The sequence below is a fragment of the Hymenobacter sp. genome (assembly GCF_036388155.1).
Taxonomy (GTDB): domain Bacteria; phylum Bacteroidota; class Bacteroidia; order Cytophagales; family Hymenobacteraceae; genus Hymenobacter.
This window is the reverse complement of the sequence record NZ_DASVSI010000143.1, coordinates 14,924-29,329: the sequence shown is the minus strand read 5'-3', so window position 1 is coordinate 29,329 and position 14,406 is coordinate 14,924. Positions and strand designations below refer to the sequence as shown.

General features: G+C 60.6%; 13 protein-coding genes. 10 read left to right on the top strand and 3 right to left on the bottom strand.

Annotation, left to right across the window (positions count from 1 at the left end; all coding sequences use genetic code 11):
* The first annotated feature begins 143 nt into the window (after nucleotides 1–143).
* The 3 genes from VF629_RS20080 (at nucleotide 144) to rsmG (ending at nucleotide 2,662) form a co-directional block, all read left to right on the top strand.
* Nucleotides 144–1,259 carry a glycosyltransferase gene (locus tag VF629_RS20080; RefSeq protein ID WP_331060292.1) on the top strand — a complete coding sequence of 372 codons (1,116 nt, stop codon included), beginning with the start codon at nucleotides 144–146 and terminating at the stop codon, nucleotides 1,257–1,259.
* On the top strand, nucleotides 1,250–1,873 hold the full coding sequence (locus VF629_RS20075) for an RNA polymerase sigma factor (RefSeq protein ID WP_070728736.1): 624 nt from the start codon (nucleotides 1,250–1,252) through the stop codon (nucleotides 1,871–1,873). Before VF629_RS20080 ends, VF629_RS20075 begins: the two co-directional genes overlap by 10 nt.
* Before the next feature lie 171 nt (nucleotides 1,874–2,044).
* Nucleotides 2,045–2,662, top strand: a complete 618-nt coding sequence (gene rsmG / locus VF629_RS20070; RefSeq protein ID WP_331060291.1) for a 16S rRNA (guanine(527)-N(7))-methyltransferase RsmG — start codon at nucleotides 2,045–2,047, stop codon at nucleotides 2,660–2,662.
* Nucleotides 2,663–2,820: 158 nt separating this feature from the next.
* Here rsmG and VF629_RS20065 read toward each other — a convergent pair whose 3' ends face one another.
* Nucleotides 2,821–3,801: a YheT family hydrolase gene (locus VF629_RS20065; RefSeq protein ID WP_331060290.1), complete on the bottom strand. Its 981-nt coding sequence runs from the start codon at nucleotides 3,799–3,801 to the stop codon at nucleotides 2,821–2,823.
* A 234-nt stretch (nucleotides 3,802–4,035) separates the two neighbouring features.
* On the opposite strand from VF629_RS20065, the gene rpsT reads away from it, so the two are divergent.
* Both rpsT and VF629_RS20055 read left to right on the top strand, forming a co-directional pair.
* Entirely contained in the window at nucleotides 4,036–4,287 is a 252-nt protein-coding gene (rpsT, locus tag VF629_RS20060) for a 30S ribosomal protein S20 (RefSeq protein WP_046245794.1), read from the top strand.
* 176 nt (nucleotides 4,288–4,463) lie between these two features.
* Nucleotides 4,464–6,023, top strand: coding sequence for a T9SS type A sorting domain-containing protein (locus VF629_RS20055; protein ID WP_331060289.1), 1,560 nt, complete (start codon nucleotides 4,464–4,466; stop codon nucleotides 6,021–6,023).
* A gap of 75 nt (nucleotides 6,024–6,098) precedes the next feature.
* Here the strand turns inward: VF629_RS20055 and pyk are convergent, their stop codons facing one another.
* The gene (pyk, locus tag VF629_RS20050) at nucleotides 6,099–7,538 is read right to left on the bottom strand and encodes a pyruvate kinase (protein WP_331060288.1); all 1,440 of its coding nucleotides are present in this window, start codon (nucleotides 7,536–7,538) and stop codon (nucleotides 6,099–6,101) included.
* A gap of 284 nt (nucleotides 7,539–7,822) precedes the next feature.
* Nucleotides 7,823–8,251 (bottom strand): IPExxxVDY family protein, encoded by a 429-nt coding sequence (locus VF629_RS20045; protein ID WP_331060287.1) that lies wholly within the window; start codon nucleotides 8,249–8,251, stop codon nucleotides 7,823–7,825.
* Nucleotides 8,252–8,424: 173 nt separating this feature from the next.
* Here VF629_RS20045 and VF629_RS20040 point away from each other — a divergent pair, with 173 nt between their 5' ends.
* From VF629_RS20040 to nadE, 5 genes are all read left to right on the top strand, one after another.
* The gene (locus tag VF629_RS20040) at nucleotides 8,425–8,661 is read left to right on the top strand and encodes an acyl carrier protein (protein WP_019948606.1); all 237 of its coding nucleotides are present in this window, start codon (nucleotides 8,425–8,427) and stop codon (nucleotides 8,659–8,661) included.
* Nucleotides 8,662–8,821: 160 nt separating this feature from the next.
* Nucleotides 8,822–10,078, top strand: a complete 1,257-nt coding sequence (gene fabF, locus VF629_RS20035) for a beta-ketoacyl-ACP synthase II (protein WP_331060286.1) — start codon at nucleotides 8,822–8,824, stop codon at nucleotides 10,076–10,078.
* A 280-nt stretch (nucleotides 10,079–10,358) separates the two neighbouring features.
* The gene (gene rnc / locus VF629_RS20030; RefSeq protein WP_331060285.1) at nucleotides 10,359–11,084 is read left to right on the top strand and encodes a ribonuclease III; all 726 of its coding nucleotides are present in this window, start codon (nucleotides 10,359–10,361) and stop codon (nucleotides 11,082–11,084) included.
* A gap of 63 nt (nucleotides 11,085–11,147) precedes the next feature.
* Nucleotides 11,148–12,404, top strand: coding sequence for a M1 family aminopeptidase (locus tag VF629_RS20025; protein ID WP_331060284.1), 1,257 nt, complete (start codon nucleotides 11,148–11,150; stop codon nucleotides 12,402–12,404).
* A gap of 74 nt (nucleotides 12,405–12,478) precedes the next feature.
* Nucleotides 12,479–14,401: an NAD(+) synthase gene (gene nadE, locus VF629_RS20020; RefSeq protein WP_331060283.1), complete on the top strand. Its 1,923-nt coding sequence runs from the start codon at nucleotides 12,479–12,481 to the stop codon at nucleotides 14,399–14,401.
* Nucleotides 14,402–14,406 lie beyond the last annotated feature (5 nt).

The following is a 14,406-nucleotide window of genomic DNA, read 5'->3' as shown; positions in this document are numbered from 1 at the left end:
AATGGCGCGGGGACGCGAACTACAAAGTTCGCGCTACTGCCACAAAGATACCCCACCCGCCCGGCGTCCCGTACTTTTGCCGGCCCCTTCACGCCGCCGCACCGTTGCACTTTCCAGTACCCGCCTCCCCGTTTTTCTGGCTTTTGCTTGCGAGTGTGCTGGTGCAGCTGTTCTACGCGGCCTATTTCTTCTGGCCCTTCGCCCGCCGCGCCCCCGAGGCCCCGGCCGACGCGCCCGGACCGGACGACGAGCCGGTATCCATCGTGGTGTGCGCCCGCAACGAGCTCGACAACCTGCGCCGCCTGCTGCCGCTGCTGCTCAAGCAAGATTATCCGGCCGGCTTCGAAATAATTCTCATCGACGACCGCAGCGAGGACGAGACTTTTCTCTACGCCCAGCAGCTTGCTCAGTACTACCACGAGCGTGTGCGCTTGGTGAGCGTGGCCAGCACGCCCCGCGGCTTCGCACCCAAAAAGTTTGCGTTAATTCTGGGCATCAAAACCGCGCGCCACGCGCGCCTGCTCTTCACCGACGCCGACTGCATTCCGGCCACCAACCAGTGGCTGCGCCTCATGCAGCGCGGCTTTGCCCCCACGCCAAAGCACGCCCCGGCCGACGTGGTGGTGGGTTTTTCGGCCTACGCCGAAGCGCCCGGGTTTCTGAATAAGCTCATTCGCTACGAAACGCTGCTCACTGCCGCCCAATATTTAAGCTTTGCCTGGCGCGGCTGGGCCTACATGGGTGTGGGCCGTAACCTGGCGTATTCGCGCCATTGCTTCACGGTCACGAAGGGGTTTGCCTCGCACATCCGGCAGCTTTCCGGCGACGATGACCTGCTGGTGCAGGACGCCATGCGCAACGGCCTGCGCGTGGCCGTGGTGGCCGACCCGCCCGCCCACACGCTTAGCGAACCCGCGGCCACGTGGGCCGTATGGTGGCATCAAAAACGTCGCCATTTGTCGGCCGGTCGGGCCTACCGTTTGGCCGACCGAATGCGGGTTGGCACCTTCGTTCTAAGCAACGTGTTCTACTACCTTACTACTGCTGTGCTAGCATTTTCCCCAAACAATTGGGTACCTTTGGCAGTGGTATGTGTTCTCCGAACTTTGTTCGTGAGTGCCGTGTATGCCCGTCTGAGCCGGCGCCTCGACCAACCCGTAAACGTCGGGTTGCTGCCCGTCCTCGACGTGGTTTATTTTTTCCAATACCTTGCCCTGGGAATCTCGCTGTTCCTCAATCGCACTCTTCGATGGAAGTAAACAACCAAGACATTCAAAAGCAGTTTTCAGCCAAAGCCAAGCACGACTTCAAGCTGATTCGCGCCGCCGTGGACCACGGCGACGAGAAAGCCTACGCCGAGCTGATGCACATCTACAAGAAGCCCGTGTACCACGTGGTGCTCAAAATGGTGCGTAATCAGGACGACGCCGAAGACCTCACCATCGAGGCGTTTGCCAAGGCCTTCCGCAACCTGCACAAGTTCAACCCAGAGTATGCCTTCAGCACCTGGCTGTTCCGCATTGCCACCAACAACTGCATTGATTTTATCCGCAAGAATAAAATCAAAACCATGTCGATTGACTCCGCCATCAAAGTGGACAACGGCGACGAAATCACCATCGATTTCCGCGACAACGACCTGAACCCGGCCGAACACGCCGTGCGGAACCAGAAAATCGAAATCATGCGCCACGTGGTGTCGCGCCTGCCCGACAAATACCAGCGCCTCGTGAGCCTGCGTTATTTCGACGAGCTCAGCTACGAAGAAATTGCCACCGAGCTCAAAGCCCCGCTCGGCACCGTGAAAGCCCAGCTGCACCGCGCCCGCGAGTTGCTCTATGACATGGTGAAGCACACCAAACAGATTATCTAAGCAAAAAAGCCTCGGCGCAAGTCGGGGCTTTTTTGTGGAACTGTCATAGCAATTCACTCAGAACGCCATGCAGAGCGCAGCGAAGCATCTCGCGTGCTGCAAGTAATTAGTTATCCCGAGCGTTATGCTTCGTTGCGCTCTGCATGGCGTTCTGAGTGCAACTTTGCATCCATGAACCTCCTGCAGCACTACTTCCCGGAACTCACTGCCGAGCAGCTTCAGCTGTATCAGCAACTGGAGACTGAGTTCCGGGCCACCAACGAAGCCATCAACCTCGTGTCGCGCCCCGACATGGACAATTTCGTGGAGCGGCACGTCCTTCATTCGCTGGGCATTGCCAAAGTCGTCAAGTTTGCCAAAGGCAGCGCCGTGCTCGACGTGGGCACCGGTGGGGGCCTGCCCGGTTTGCCGCTGGCCATTATGTTTCCGGAAGTACAGTTTCATCTGGTCGACAGCATCGGCAAGAAAATTCGGGCTGTGCAGTTCATGGCCGCCGCACTGGGCCTCGACAACGTGACGGCCCAGCAAACCCGCGCCGAGCAAGTGCGACCCAAATACGACTACGTGGTGAGCCGAGCCGTAGCCCGCCTCGCCACCTTCTACCCCTGGATTGCCAACCGTTTCAAGCCCCAGGGCGCACCAGGCAGTGGCCTCTACTACCTAAAAGGCGGTGACCTGACCGAGGAAATCGCCGAATCTGGCCTAAAGGCGAAAGTGACTAACCTCGGCGACTTCTTCAGCGAGGAGTTTTACGAGACGAAAAAGGTCGTTTTCGTAGCCGCGAAGTAGCCGTTCTCGTCATTGCGAGGGCATAGCCCGCGGCAATCCGTCCGGTTCTTAGCGACCAGCCTAATAGTGCCACAACTCTAGCTATGTCATACTAAAAAGATGGGCGCTAAGAGAGGACAGATTGCCGCGTTGCGCTCGTAATGACGCCGAGGCATGGCTTACGCCGGTACCTCCGCGGTGAGGAATTCCACGGCGCGGCGCTCCGAATAATACTCCCCATTACTTTCAGCAAACCCTACGTGGCCGCCGTCAGGGGGCGTTTCCAGAAAGACAAAGGGGGAGGCGGCGGCCGTCTCCCGCGGAAAGCACGAGGCTGGCAAGAACGGGTCGTTCTGTGAGTTCACCAGCAAGCTGGGCACCCGAATACCATTCAAATAGCGCCCGGAGCTGGCGTATTGGTAGTAGGCGTCGGCTGAATCGAAGCCGTGCATGGGCGCCGTATAGCGGCTGTCGAACTCCTCGAAGTTGCGAAGTTCCTCAATGCCAGCTAAGTCAATTTGGCCAGGGAGCAACTCTGCTTTGGCCCGCACTTTCAGGCGCAACGACTTCAGGAAACGGCGCATGTACACTTGGTTTTGCAGGCGCCCGATGTGCACCGAGCTGGCGCGCAAATCGGTGGGCACGGAAAACACTGCGGCCCGCTGCACCTCGGCCGGCACGCGGGAGGCGTCTTCGCCCAGGTATTTCAGCGTTACGTTTCCGCCCGCGCTGAAGCCCACGAGGTACACGCGTCGGTAGCGCCCGGTGGCCAAGGCGTGGCGCAGCACCAGGTCCAAGTCGTCGGTGTCGCCGAGGTGGTAGGAGCGGAGCAGGCGGTTCATCTCGCCGCCGCAACTGCGGTAGTTCCAGGCCAGCGCGTCGAGGCCGGCGCGGTTGAGGGCCCGCACCATGCCCCGCACGTAGGGCCGCGAAGCGTCGCCCTCGAGACCGTGCGACACTATGGCTAAGCCATCGGTGGGCCGCATTTCGGGCAGGCGGCTCCAATCTAGGTTTAGAAAGTCGCCGTCCGGCAGTTCAACTCGCTCGCGCTGGTAGGCAACGTCGGGCACGGTGCGCCACAGGCTGGGCACAATGGTTTGTAAGTGGCCGTTGAATAAATAGAACGGCGGCTGGTAAGCAGGCTTAGAGACGAGGGGCATAGCGCGATAAGATGAATAAGGGAAACGGCGCGCTGGGTGGGATGGACAGATAGTAAAGTTCGGTAGTAATCGGCATGCATACTAATTTTAGGCTCGTGCAAACGCGCTTTCGCACGCCAAAGGGGCTTGAACTCAATATTTTTGCCAATACGGTTTGAAAGTGGTGAGCCGTTTCGTACCTTTGCCCTCCCAAACACAGAACTCAAGCATAACGCTCCTATATATTTCCTGCTCATGGCAAACCATAAGTCGGCCCTCAAACGCATCCGCAGCAACGAAGCCAAGCGCGTGTTGAACCGTTACCAGCACAAATCCACCCGCACGGCCATCAAGCGCCTGCGCGAAGCCACCGACAAAACGGCCGCTCAGGAGCTGCTGAAGAAGGTGTCGTCGATGTTGGACCGTTTGGCCAAGAAGAACATCATCCACAAAAACAAAGCTGCTAACAACAAAAGCAAGCTGACAAAGCTCGTTAACGCGCTCTAGTGCGACTACGAGTTTAGCGAGGCCAGACTGCGCCGCCCCAAGGTCTGGTCTCGCGCTCTACACAGAAGCCCCACTCGGAAACGAGTGGGGCTTCTTGCGTTTGACCTCTTCTATATAGCAAAACGCAGGTAGGAATACGTACCTTAAGCGCACCATTTCACCGCCCATTGCCCTCTATGGAACACGCTTACCGCTGGATGCGGCCGCTACTGGCCGCGCTATTCTTTTTTGGCGCCCTAGGAGCCACTGCGCAACAGCCGTGGCGGCCGTTTCGGCCGGGTCTGATTTATAGCTACGATTTGCGCGATGGTTCCGGCCTGATGCACACCCTGCGGGTAGACTCGGCGTACCAAACCTCCACCGGCGATTCGGTGTACGCCTTCAACCGGCTGATGCGCCGGTTGGGGTCTGCTGCTCCCGGCGGGCGCGGCATATACGTCAAGAGCCGTAACAACCTATTCGGGGCGCGGGTGCGCTGGACTCCGGGGCAAAGCTTCTACGTGTTCGAAAGCGACACCCAGCCCAACGTGCAGAATGCGGCTAGCTTGCGCATCTACCCGCTCGTGGCCGTGGGCCAAACCTGGGCGGCAAGCACCAGCCCGTTGCTAACTGGTATTTTGCGCACCCGCAATTGGCAAGCCGTTCGGCCCGGAGTACAGGATTCTGTCGCCACGGTTGAGGTGTACAGCGGCACGGCCACTACCGGCTCGCCGCTTATCTCGTTCGTTGTCAGCCGCGCTCACGGGTTGATTGAAGCGTCGCCTTGGCTGGGCAACGCCGTCGTCGGAACGCCGGCTAGTGCCCCTCTCGTGGGCGCCTTGCCGGTGCCCTTGCTGCAGTCGCCCTACAGCCCTCTGGCCCTGTTTACCATGCAGCCCGGCGACGAGCTGGGGTATTTTTACGAACCTTTTAGCTACTTCAATGGTGCTTGCACGCAAGCGTATACACTGCGCCGCATTCTCACGCGCCAACAGCGTGCCGACAGCCTAGTATTCACCTACCGGGAACAGGTTAAGGATAAATCACTTTACAGTGGTCCTAATTGCAATCCGGTGCCCAGCGTATCTGTGAGGCCTGTGAGTACCGGGCGCTTGGCTTTTTCCCTGGCGACCGGGCGCTCGGCGGCCTACCCGGCTTTGCCGCTGCTGACCGGTGAATACGCATCTGTCGGGTCGGGTTCACCCCAGCCCCCGCAACTTATGGGTTTGGGCATTGCACCTGCTTCGGGCGGCAGTTGCCTTGCCAGTGGCAGCGTGCTACGGTACCAACGCGTGTATTACCAAACCGGGTTTGGCGGGGCGCCTACCTATGCAACCGGTTTGGACGCATTGGCATGGTGGCAATCTTTCACCCCCAATCCGGGAATGGGCGACGTGGGGACTTATCAAACCAATCTGATTTATTACCGCAGAAGCACAGGGACGCCGCTGGTTTGTGGGTCGTTCGTTGAATTTGCCGACCTGCTGCCCACCCGCGCTGCTCAGGCCGCAGCCCTGGCCACGCTGCACCCCAATCCCGCCGCCGAAAGCGCCACGCTCACACTCACCCGGCCAGCGGGTCCCGGTCAGACCCTGCGCCTGGCCGACGCGCTGGGCCGCACCGTGTGGAGGACTTCCGTTTCCGCCGGCCAAACCGCCGTGGCCGTGCCGCTGGCCGGGCGGCCAACGGGCCTATACCTGCTGCACCTGACCGGGACAGAAGGAACGGCGGCCACCTGGAAGCTGCACCACGAATAGCATTCTCTTATCAACAAAAATCCCCCGCAACTCAAGTTGCGGGGGATTTTTCCTATTAATTATTTTGTTAAAGCGTTACGCCACGCTCACTTTCACCATGTTGGCTTTGCCTTTCTCCTGGATGGGCATGGCGCCAGTGTTGATGAACAGGTCGCCGGCTTCGAGGTGGCCGGTGGTGGTGAGGACGTAGCGCAGGTCGACAATGGTACTGTCCGTGCTGATGAGGCGGTCGTAATAGAAGCTGCGCACGCCCCACACCAAGCTCAGCACCGTGAGCAGGGGCCGGTTGTCGGTGAAGATGAAAATGTTGGCTTTTGGACGGTATTTGGCCAGCTGAAACGCCGTGTAGCCCTGGTGCGTCATGCCGGTAATGGCCTTGGCGCCGGTGTTTTTGGCTAAGTGACAGGCGGCTGACAGTACGCTGTCGGCCATAAAGTTGGCGCCCTTGGCGTCGATGGGCCACCACTTGTGGAAGAGTTGCGGGCTGCGGCTTTCCACGCTCAGGATGGTGCCCACCATGGAGCGAATCACCTCGGCGGGGTAGGCGCCCACGGCGGTTTCGGCCGAGAGCATTACGGCGTCGGCGCCGTCGAGCACGGCGTTGGCCACGTCGCTGGTTTCGGCGCGGGTGGGGCGGGGGGCCGTAATCATCGATTCCATCATCTGGGTGGCCACGATGACGGGCTTGCCGGCGGCGTTGCACTTGGCAATAATCATCTTCTGGGCCATGGGCACCTCTTCCATTTTCACTTCCACGCCGAGGTCGCCGCGTGCCACCATCACGGCGTCGGTGATGGCGATGATTTCGTCGATGTTGCGCAGGCCGTCGGGCGTTTCAATCTTGGCCACCACGCGGGTGTTTTTGCCCGAGTCGGCGATGAGCTGTTTGATGAAACGAATGTCGTCGGCCTTGCGGGCGAAGCTCAGGGCCACCCAGTCCACGTCGTTGGCCAGGCCGAACTGCAGGTCTTCGATGTCCTTCTCGGTCATGCTCGGGGCCGAAACTTCCGAGTCGGGCAGGTTGATGCCTTTGCGGGGCTTCACGAGGCCGCCGTACACCACTTCCACTTCCACTTCCTGGTCGCGGTCGGTGGCCAGCACCTTCAACTCAATCTTGCCGTCGTCGATGAGAATCATGTCGCCGGCTTTCACGTCGCGCGCCAGGCCCATGTAAATGGTGCTCAACCGCGTGGCCGTACTGACTTCCTTTTCACCACACACCAGCTTAAGCTTGTCGCCGGCCTTGATTTCCACGCCGCCACCCTCTACTTCGCCGAGGCGAATTTTGGGCCCCTGCAAGTCCTGCAACAAGCCCACAGAGGTGCGCATGTCCTTGTTCAGGCGCCGCACCGTGTTGATGACCGAAAGGTGGTCCTCGTAGGAGCCGTGCGAGAAGTTGAGGCGAAACACGTCGACGCCCTCGCGGATGAGCGTGCCAAGGCGGTCGTAGGTATTGGAAGCGGGGCCAACGGTGGCCACAATTTTGGTCTTGTTGAACGTGGTGCGGTTTTCCATAAGGCGGTTGGTCAGAACAAAAAAACTCCCCTCCTTACCAAGGAGGGGACGCCGGCGCGAAGCGTCGGCTGGGGTGGTTGCGGGCGTATGGGTTAACAGGGAGCTTAGGTCAAGCAGACCAGCTTTGCGCAAAAGTCGTTTAATTTAACTGGAATGCAAGTTGTTTAATACGAACGCAAACGAAGTTTAACGCCCCTAACCACCCCAGTTGTCGCTTCGCGCCAACGTCTCCTCCTTAGCTGCGCTGACCTTCGGTTGGTGAGGAGGGAAGTTTGATGCTCGATTCACAAAATCAGGTTTTCCTTGTACTTGAGCGAGTTGGGGTCGAACTGGCATACGTACTGCACGGCTTCCAAGCCAGTAAGCTTCTGCAGTAGCTCTTCGTCGCCCAGGGCCCCGCTGCCGTTGCTCACGGCCAGCAGGTAGTCGTACTCCTTAATGTCCGGGGCCAGGAACGGCTTTTTCAGGTTGGACGGGGCAATGGAGCGGTTGCGCAACAGGCGGAAGGTGAGCGTTTCGGTGGCGTGCAGGTAGTGCGTGAACACGAGCCGGCCCCGGCTCAGTAAGTTGAGCAGTAGCTCGGGCTGCTTGATGAGCCGCAGCCGCAAAGCCCGGTTCAGCGTCCAGGCCAGGGTGTAGTCGCGGGTGCTCGACACCACCCCGAAGAGGGAAAAGTCGCACTCGTACTCAACGTCCAGGGTGAAGGTTTTCATAATAGCCAAAGGGAGGCGTGCCGCCAGCGGGCGGGGGCAAAGCTACGGCCTGCGCGAGGCGGCCGCGAGTCCCACCGCCATAATCTTGTACCCGCAATTCAAAAGCGCGGCCGTGGGTTGATTGGAAAATCTCTCGTTACTTTGCGCCGTAGTTTTCCCTAAACCCCACGGAAATGTCTGAAATCGCAGAAAAAGTAAAGGCCATTATTATTGATAAACTGGGCGTTGAAGCCTCGGAAGTTACCCCCGAAGCAAGCTTCACCAATGATTTGGGTGCTGACTCACTGGATACCGTCGAACTGATTATGGAGTTCGAAAAGGAGTTCAACGTGAGCATCCCCGACGACCAGGCCGAGAACATCGGCACCGTGGGCCAGGCCATCAGCTACCTCGAAGAGCACGCCAAGTAGTTTTCAGTTATCCGGAGCCAGCCGCTTGCGCGACCACCTTTACCCGCTCTTCTGCTTCGTCCCGGATAACCCCTAAAGTTCTGCGCATACCGGCCGGCCCGCCGCCGGCCGGTTTTGCCGTTTTATCCCGTTTCATCTTTCGCGCCCCTGGCGCTTGCTTATGTCGTCCATCCGACGGGTTGTTGTTACCGGCCTTGGGGCCATCACGCCGCTGGGCAACACCGCCCCGGCTTACTGGGAAGGCTTGCGCACGGGCACCAGCGGTGCCGCGCCCATCACCCGCTTCAACGCCGAGAAGTTTAAAACCCGCTTCGCCTGCGAGGTCAAGGACTATAACATGACCGATTACTTCGACCGCAAGCAGGGGCCGAAGATGGACCTGTTCACGCAGTTCGGCGTCATTGCTTCCGACGAGGCCATTGCCGACGCCGGCTTGCTGGCCGAGGGCAGCCAGGTGGACAAGGACCGCGTAGGCGTTATCTGGGGCTCCGGCATCGGCGGGCTGAAATCGCTGCAGGAAGAATGCTTCCAGTTTGAGCGGGGCGACGGCACGCCGCGCTACTCGCCGTTCTTCATTCCGCGCATGATTGCCGACTCCGCGTCGGGCAACATCAGCATCAAAAACGGCTTTCGTGGGCCGAACTTCGTGACGACTTCGGCCTGCGCCTCGTCGAACGACGCCATCATCGCGGCGTTCAACAACATCCGCCTCGGCCTGGCCGACGTGGTGGTGACCGGCGGCTCCGAAGCGGCCATCACCGAATCGGGCGTGGGCGGCTTCAACGCCCTCAAGGCCATGAGCGAGCGCAACGACGACCCGGCCTCGGCCTCGCGGCCCTACGACAAGGACCGTGATGGCTTTGTGCTGGGCGAGGGCGCCGGCGCCATCGTCCTCGAAGAATACGAGCACGCCAGGGCGCGCGGCGCCAAGATTTACTGCGAGATGATTGGCGGCGGCATGTCGTCAGACGCCTATCACATCACCGCGCCCGACCCCAGCGGCTCCGGCGTGGTGCTGGTGATGCAGAACGCCTTGCGCGACGCCGGCATCAAGCCAGAGGCGGTGGATTACATCAACACCCACGGCACGAGCACGCCGCTCGGCGACGGGGCGGAAATCAAGGCCATCGAAACCGTGTTTGGCGAGGCGGCCAAGAAGCTTAATATTTCCTCGACCAAGAGCATGACCGGCCACTTGCTGGGCGGCGCCGGCGGCGTGGAGGCGGTGGCCTGCATCTTGGCGATGCAGCACAACGTCGTGCCGCCAACCATCAACCTCAACACGCCCGACCCGGAAATCAACCAAGAGCTGAACTTCACGCCCAACGTGGCGCAGGAGCGCGAGGTGAACGTGGCCATGAGCAACACGTTCGGCTTCGGCGGGCACAACACGTCGGTGATTTTCCGCAAGCTGTAGGCCATTGCCGTCAGTTGACGAACTACTAAGAACGTCATGCTGAGCGCAGTCGAAGCATCTCTGCTCCAACACTAAATGTGCGGGAGAGATGCTTCGACTGCGCTCAGCATGACGTTTTTGTTTTATGACGTTCTTATGGTTTTATGGTTTGGCAACCTGCTGGAATGCGGGCGTGCTCTGCCCGGATGAATTTAGCCCTCTAAGTTTTTAGGCAGGCGTTCTTCGGGCCTGGGTTCTACCTTTGCCCAAGTTTTCGGCCACTTGTTAAGCATTCCTTCCATTGCTCGGTTTCGTTTCGCGGTTTTTTGCTTCTGATAAGGCGTTTCGGCAAGCCGTGGCCATCGTGACGGGCCAGACGCCTAAGAACGCCAAGCTGTACCGGCTGGCGTTTACGCACTCTTCGGCGGTGCGGCAGCAGCCGGCCATGGGCCGCCACCAAACCAACGAGCGGCTGGAGTTTCTGGGCGACGCCGTGCTGGGCACGGTGGTGGCCGAATACCTCTTCAAAAAGTATCCCTACGAGCAGGAGGGCTTCCTCACGGAGATGCGCTCGCGCATTGTGAACCGCGAAAGCCTGAACAACATCGCCTTGAAGCTCGGGCTCGACAAGCTGGTGCAGCTGGATGCGGGGCAGGGCCGCGCGGCCCGCTCGCGCTCCGTGAACGGCAACGCGCTGGAAGCCCTGGTGGGCGCCGTGTACCTGGATTTGGGGTATAAAACGGTCCGAAAATTCATCCTGACGCGGCTCGTGAAGGGCTTCGTCGACGTGCACACCCTCACCACCACCACGGCCAACTTCAAGAGCAAGCTCGTGGAATGGGCCCAGCGCCAGGGCAAAACCTTGCGCTACGACATTGCGGGAGAAGCCCGACCCGGCGGCATGATGGAGTTTACGGCCACGGTGCTGCTCGACGAGGAAGTAGTGGCCACCGGCATGGGCCTCAGCAAGAAGCAGGCAGAGCAGCTGGCGGCCGAACGGGCTTTGCAAGCACTGGGCGTTGGCTGATAAAATCTTCTTTTTCGTTGCTTTCTACAGCTACGCTCCTTGTGGGAGCAAATATTCTACTGCATGAAGAATCTGGTGTTTCTGGTGAGCCTGCTGCTGGCGGCGCCCCTCGTGGGCCGCGCTGCGCCCATTGTGCGGGTTCAGCTTCGGGTGGAGCCTTCGACGCACTCGTTTACCTGCCGCTACACCTTCACGCTGCCGGCCACGGATACGGCCTCCAGCATCGCGCTGAACGTGAATCGGGGGTTTAAAATTGGGCGCATCAGCAGCCCCGGCGCAACTTCGCAGCGCCTGGGGCGGGCCTACTACCCTTACTTCGCTGACACGCTGCAGCGGGTGATGGTGCGCTACGCCACCGCTGCACATCGCCGGGCGCGACAGGTCGGCGTGACCTACACGGGCACGTTGGGCAAGGCGTATTTTACGAAGCAGGGGATGGTGTTTAGCGGCCACACCAATTGGCTGCCGTTTCGGCCCTATTGCGAATACGAAGAGGTGAATTACGAGTTGGAAGTGACGGCGCCGGCCCCTTACCAGGTGCTCAGCACCGCGATGGCGCGGCGGCAGGGGGGCGGCAAGTGGTTTTTTCGGGGACAAGCCAGCGCCATTGAAATCACGGCGATGGTGGGCCGGCAGTTTCAGCAGCTGACTTCGGCCAGCGCCCCGCTGGTTCGGATAGCGAAAACCAGCCCGGCGTTGGCCCGAACCGATACCGTGCTGCTGCGCAAGGCCGAAGGCATTGTTGCGTTCTACAACCGCACCATTGGGCAACAAGACCCGATTACGCACTTTTCCATCTTTCTGCCGGGCACCAACGCTGACGCTTTTGGCCTGCGGGATAACGCAACGGTGATAACCTACACGGACTTTGACGTGGCCACCGACCGGGAGGCGCTGCTGATTCTGGCCCACGAAATCAGCCACAAGTGGTGGGGCTACGGCGGCGTACACGACTACAACGACTGGCTCAACGAGGCGTTTGCCACGTATTCGAGCCTGCTGTACCTGCGCCAAACCGGCGACGAGGCCGGCTACCAGGCCGAACTGGCCAAGCGCGCCGCGACCGTGGGCGACGCGCCCCCGATTCGGGGCTTCGACTACCAGAAATACCCCCGGCCGATGCACCGCCGGGTGGTGTACAACAAGGGCACCGTGGTGCTGGCCGCGCTGCACGAGCGCCTGGGCACCGCGCAATTGGTGCGCCTGCTGGCCGCCGTGGCCGCCCGCCACGTGAGCAACACCGATACCCTCCTGGAAGTAGTGGCCCAAACCAACGGCGCCGCCACCCGCGACTGGCTGCTGGCCGAACTGAGCCGCTAGCGGCCCCGTGCAACAACTTGCGGGGGATATTTCGAGTTATTTAGCTAAACCGTTTTCTTCCTTTTCCCCTTCCCATGCGTATTGCCGGCGCCGCCCTCAACCAGATTCCCATCGATTGGGAGAATAACCTCCGCAACATCCGCACGGCCATTGAGTTGGCCAAAGAGAGCGGGGTGGAGCTGCTGTGCCTGCCCGAATTGTGCCTGAGTGGCTACGGCTGCGAGGACCTGTTTCTGAGCAACTGGATGCCCGAGGCGGCCCTCGCTCACTTGCAGCAGGTGCGGGCCTGGACGCAGGGGATTTGCGTGGTGGTGGGCCTGCCGGTGCGCCTCAACCACCGCACCTACAACACGGCGGCGGTGCTGCGCGACGGCGAGATTCTGGGCTTCGCGGCCAAGCAGTTTCTGGCCAACGACGGGGTGCACTACGAGACGCGCTTCTTCGTGCCCTGGTTGGCCGGCGAAACCACCACCGTGACCTGCGACGGGGAAACCTGGCCGTTGGGCGACCTCACCTTTGAGCACAAAGGCGTGCGCTTCGGCTTCGAGATTTGCGAGGACGCGTGGCGGCCCAATAACGTGCGCCCCGCCTGCCGCCTCATGGGCAAGGTAGACCTGATTGTGAACCCCTCGGCCAGTCACTTTGCCATGAGCAAAACCGACGTGCGCTACCAGTTGGTGATGAAGGCCTCGCGGACATTCAATTGCACCTACCTCTACGCCAACTTGTTGGGCAATGAGTCGGGCCGCATCATCTTCGACGGCGAAATCCTGGTGGCGCGCAACGGGCACTTGCTGGTGCGCAACCAGCTGCTGAGTTTCAAGGAAGTCGATTTGGAGTCGATTGACGTGGATTTTGCGACCGAATTGGCTCCGGCGGTCGACATTGTGCCGCTGCCCGCACCCGACGAGTACAAGGAGCTAAACCAAGCCATGAGCCTGGGCTTGTTTGACTACCTGCGCAAGGCCCGCAGCCGTGGGTTTGTGCTGAGCTTGAGCGGCGGGGCCGACTCCTGCTTTTGTGCCGTGGGCGTGGCCGAAATGGTGCGGCTGGGCGTGGAAGAGCTGGGGCTGGAGCTATTTAAACAGCGCAGCGGCTGTTTCCCCAACACCGAAACGGTGGTCAAGCAGGAGGGCGCCGGCGGCAAAGCCGAACAACAAGTAGAAGCCGCACCCGCCACCACGGCTGCGTCACCCCTCACCGATAACCAGCAACTGGTGCGGCAGCTGTTGACCTGTGCCTACCAGGGCACCGTCAATTCTTCGGATGACACCTTCAACTCGGCCAAGGAGCTGGCCGACAGCCTGGGGGCCCGGTTTCACAACTGGACCATTGACGAGGAAGTGACCGGCTACGTGGGCAAAATCCAGGGCGCGCTGGAGCGGGAGCTGACCTGGAAAACCGACGATTTGGCCCTGCAGAACATTCAGGCGCGGGTGCGGGCTCCGGCCATTTGGCTGCTGGCCAACGTGCAGAATTGCCTGCTCATCACCACTTCCAACCGTTCGGAGGCCAGCGTGGGCTACTGCACCATGGACGGCGACACGGCCGGCAGCATCTCGCCCATTGCGGGCGTGGACAAGGACTTCGTGAAGAAGTGGCTGCGCTGGGCCGAGGCTGAACTGGGCTACGCTGCCCTGCGCCACGTGAACGCCCTGCAGCCCACCGCCGAACTGCGCCCGCTGGAGGACAAGCAAACCGACGAACGCGACCTTATGCCCTACACCCTGCTCAACCGCATCGAGCGCCTGGCGTTCTACGACCGGCTCAGCCCCAAGCAGGTGCTGGCCATGCTGGAAGGGGAGGGCACCGGCTTCGACGAGGAACAGCTGAAAACCTACGTGCGCCGCTTCTACAGCCTCTGGAGCCGCAACCAGTGGAAGCGCGAGCGCTATGCCCCCAGCTTCCACCTCGACGACTATAATGTGGACCCGCGCTCCTGGCTGCGTTTCCCCATCCTCAGCGGCGGTTTCAGCGAGGAACTGGCGGGGCTGTAGGGCTT

Excerpts from the sequence above, each read along its gene's own strand:
- VF629_RS20045 (WP_331060287.1), bottom strand. The coding sequence starts at position 8,251 with ATGAAAACCTTCACCCTGGACGTTGAGTACGAGTGCGACTTTTCCCTC.
- VF629_RS20075 (WP_070728736.1), top strand. The coding sequence starts at position 1,250 with ATGGAAGTAAACAACCAAGACATTCAAAAGCAGTTTTCAGCCAAAGCC.
- pyk (WP_331060288.1), bottom strand. The coding sequence starts at position 7,538 with ATGGAAAACCGCACCACGTTCAACAAGACCAAAATTGTGGCCACCGTT.
- rsmG (WP_331060291.1), top strand. The coding sequence starts at position 2,045 with ATGAACCTCCTGCAGCACTACTTCCCGGAACTCACTGCCGAGCAGCTT.
- fabF (WP_331060286.1), top strand. The coding sequence starts at position 8,822 with ATGTCGTCCATCCGACGGGTTGTTGTTACCGGCCTTGGGGCCATCACG.
- VF629_RS20055 (WP_331060289.1), top strand. The coding sequence starts at position 4,464 with ATGGAACACGCTTACCGCTGGATGCGGCCGCTACTGGCCGCGCTATTC.
- nadE (WP_331060283.1), top strand. The coding sequence starts at position 12,479 with ATGCGTATTGCCGGCGCCGCCCTCAACCAGATTCCCATCGATTGGGAG.
- VF629_RS20025 (WP_331060284.1), top strand. The coding sequence starts at position 11,148 with ATGAAGAATCTGGTGTTTCTGGTGAGCCTGCTGCTGGCGGCGCCCCTC.
- VF629_RS20040 (WP_019948606.1), top strand. The coding sequence starts at position 8,425 with ATGTCTGAAATCGCAGAAAAAGTAAAGGCCATTATTATTGATAAACTG.
- VF629_RS20065 (WP_331060290.1), bottom strand. The coding sequence starts at position 3,801 with ATGCCCCTCGTCTCTAAGCCTGCTTACCAGCCGCCGTTCTATTTATTC.
- rpsT (WP_046245794.1), top strand. The coding sequence starts at position 4,036 with ATGGCAAACCATAAGTCGGCCCTCAAACGCATCCGCAGCAACGAAGCC.